The organism is Mangrovicoccus sp. HB161399 (assembly GCF_013184745.1).
In the GTDB taxonomy this organism is placed as follows: Bacteria; Pseudomonadota; Alphaproteobacteria; order Rhodobacterales; family Rhodobacteraceae; genus Mangrovicoccus.
Genome location: NZ_JAATVU010000179.1, coordinates 1 through 3,024 on the forward strand (window position 1 = coordinate 1; position 3,024 = coordinate 3,024).

General features: G+C 50.9%; 1 protein-coding gene. It reads right to left on the bottom strand.

Translation table 11 applies throughout. From position 1 onward, the window contains the following. Positions 1 to 763: 763 nt before the first annotated feature. Complete coding sequence (locus HCC78_RS31920; protein WP_172332725.1) at positions 764 to 2,569, bottom strand: hypothetical protein; 1,806 nt, start codon at positions 2,567 to 2,569, stop codon at positions 764 to 766. Between the last annotated feature and the right edge of the window lie 455 nt (positions 2,570 to 3,024).

Sequence of the window (3,024 nt, forward strand, 5' to 3'; positions counted from 1 at the left end):
CTCACCGTCCTCCTCGCCTGGTAGCTTTCAACACCACCATCTTGGCACATTGCGATGCCGTCTGGGGAGGGCGGCAACCATCCCATCTATGACCGAAGATACCACGATCACCCCGCTCCGCCAGCCCGGAACCATCCTCGACCCGCTGACCGAAATTGCCCGCGAGGGTGCCCGCCAGATGCTCGCGGCCGCCCTGAAGGCTGATGCGGCCAGTTCGCGGAATGCCGCGGGGCATAGGGACCGACGGGCGAGTGCCCAAAATACTCCGACGGCCACTTCGATCATGGCAGATCACAGCGGAATCCGAGGGTGCGAAAACTGCGCTCTTCACCATCACGGCAGATGAAGATGAATGGCCAGACTTGGGGATGCCCGGCAGCGGTGGCGCCAGTCTCTTCACCATCGTACCGACCGGCCGCTTTTGCAGGTTCGCCGCTTGAGCTCCGCCGTGGCGCCGCATGTCCGCTTCGCCTGGCCGATCGCAGTGGGCCTCTCGATCCCAGCGCCGTCGCGACCGGCCGGAAAGGGCTGGCTTGAGGCGCCCGGGGTGTCGAGTCCGACCGGCGGGATCCGCCCCTTTGACTGGCTTGGTATTTGTTGGCAAACTATCGACTCCAGCGCCAGGCTTCCGCACCGCCGCAAGGCCGGAGAGAGCCCCATTGCAGCCAGTCGGATACTTGATGAACAGCAAAGCATTGAGTTGCCGACAGAGCAATCGCGATTTTAGCCAGGCCCATCTCTAAGAGGCCGTGACGACCCAATATTACAGCAGTCTCGATAGGCGCGCCAAGATCACAGTCAAAAGAATTAATATTATTACTTGGAGGGCTCCGTCGTTAACCGATTGATCAGGCTGAGCGTAAAGAGATGTAGCGAGAATGATAAAATCACGCAAGACAGCAGATGCTCGCCAGAGCAAAAGCAAAAAACCTACGGCGTTCAACATTAATAACAACGGCGCCAGCCAGACGACAAACCTTTTCCAAGGGGGGCGGAAAGCCTTTCTGCTCATCGGAACTTTGTCAAAGAGAATAAAGTCCGCGATTTCGCCCCAATAGTCTTCAGACACGCCTGTAAAATGCGATCCGTTCGTTTCACATTCTACCAATTCGACGTTTGACGGCCGTGATGTGAAGCCACTAAAGCCTGCCCCGCCTACATCTAAAAATTTTAGCCCCAACCTTTGCATCGCCCCAGGTAAAAATGCCACGACTATGTCAGAGGATCCTGTAATATTCACAACTTTTCCAGAGATTTGTCTGGAAAATATATCCCAGTCTAAATCTGTTCGAAGTACTGAGCCGGCCAAGTATACTCGATTGAACTTTATGTTTGGATTTTGGTCCAACGCGGATTTAAGCAAGTAGGTGCCGTTAGAATGTCCTACGAAACTAACCTTCGCATTACGGTAATAGTCTCGAATTTCGACATACTGCTCGGCCAGCCATCGCGCTTGTTTACGGCGTCGCACGGGGTTTATGAAATCAAGCACACTGAAAAACCCGTAGCCCGGGGTTGGAACGCGAACAAATGATCGAGCGCCAGACGATTTTATGCGCCGTGCAATACGCTTTGTCCAAAACCCATGGTCTCTTATGCCATGCAGGACAATCACGGCGTCTAAAATTTCCTCTGAACGTGCTTCATCGAGGTCGCGATGGGGACGATCTAATTCATCAAAGTAATCGCTCAGATCATCCAGCTCTACCCTATATTTCTCCATACCGCTCAGAATTTCAAATGGCGAAACTAGCGCTTCCTTTATGATTTCACGCCTCAAATCTCCTTGCGCGCCATATCCTTCAAAGCGTAGCATTTCTAAATGGTTCGTTGAGGGAACTTCGAGATAGATAGTACGCGCGCGCGGTGCGAGCTCAATGCAATCAGCTGGAGAAACAAACTCATCTCTCGACCCCAAAATATTTATAATTTCCGGAAGTTTCAAACAACTAAGTGAAGAATTTGGTTCTGGTTTGAATTCCTCCAAGAAAATCCAGTTCAATCTTTCCCCAACAACGAAAGGCATCCCCTTCCGGCACTTGGAGATGAATGCCCCGCGTCCGCCGAGAAATCGACCAAAGGTCCGCACTAGAGCTAAAATTCCTGGACCAAGAACCCTTGCAGCAATAGTGGTTTCAGAGGAAATTGACCAGCCTCGCAAAATCCCGGCCAAGTACACTACTCTTTCAACTTTATTTACCCAATCACATCTATTTTCGAAAATAAACCCCCCTTTTTCGTTTAGGCCGTGTGCCGTTGTTAATACTGACCTGACGATGAGGGCGCCAGTACTGAAGCCTACGATCGTAATCCTGTCGAACTCGTGGCCGTCCATACGCGATGAAATTTCAGAAATAACGTTTAAGACAATGTCCCTTGGCTCCGCACAAGAGAACATTTCCATCTTGAGCTTTGGAACTAACACCTCACAATTGGATTCAATACCATCTATAAATTTAAGGAATTCATCGGGAAATTCTCCGCCAGTAGGTTGACGAAAGACTCGGGCAAGAAACTCCGACGAGTTTGTCCAACCACGGACCAAAACCAAAAGCGTCCTACTTTGCATGCTAACCCTTCTCCGGTTAAACCTCAAAACACAATGAAAACTCTAGCATAAAAATCAAACTTTCAATTCTCACCGGTTGACTGGTTCTGTGGTCAGGATGCTGTTAGAATTTCTGTGCGCATAGGTATCCATTTCCGAGATGTGTGCCATTGAAGATCCTTCCGTTGAGGAAATTCGCCAATTCGACAAGATTATAAGCGAACTCGGTGCCGAAAAAAAATTCACCAACTTCGAGCTCAACTTACACGATTCGTATTTTTGGTATAAGCTAGTTTACGCGGCTGCGTTATGCGCAGGCCGCTCGGACGAATCAGGCGCGGCGAAGGGCAGGGCATCCCGGAGCTGCCGTCGGCTAATGGTCGTAGGCTCTGGACACATTGAGTTTCACAGCCAGTAGATAACGACTGCCGCGAGGGCGATAGCTGAGAAGAACACCTTCGGGCATCTGTCGTATC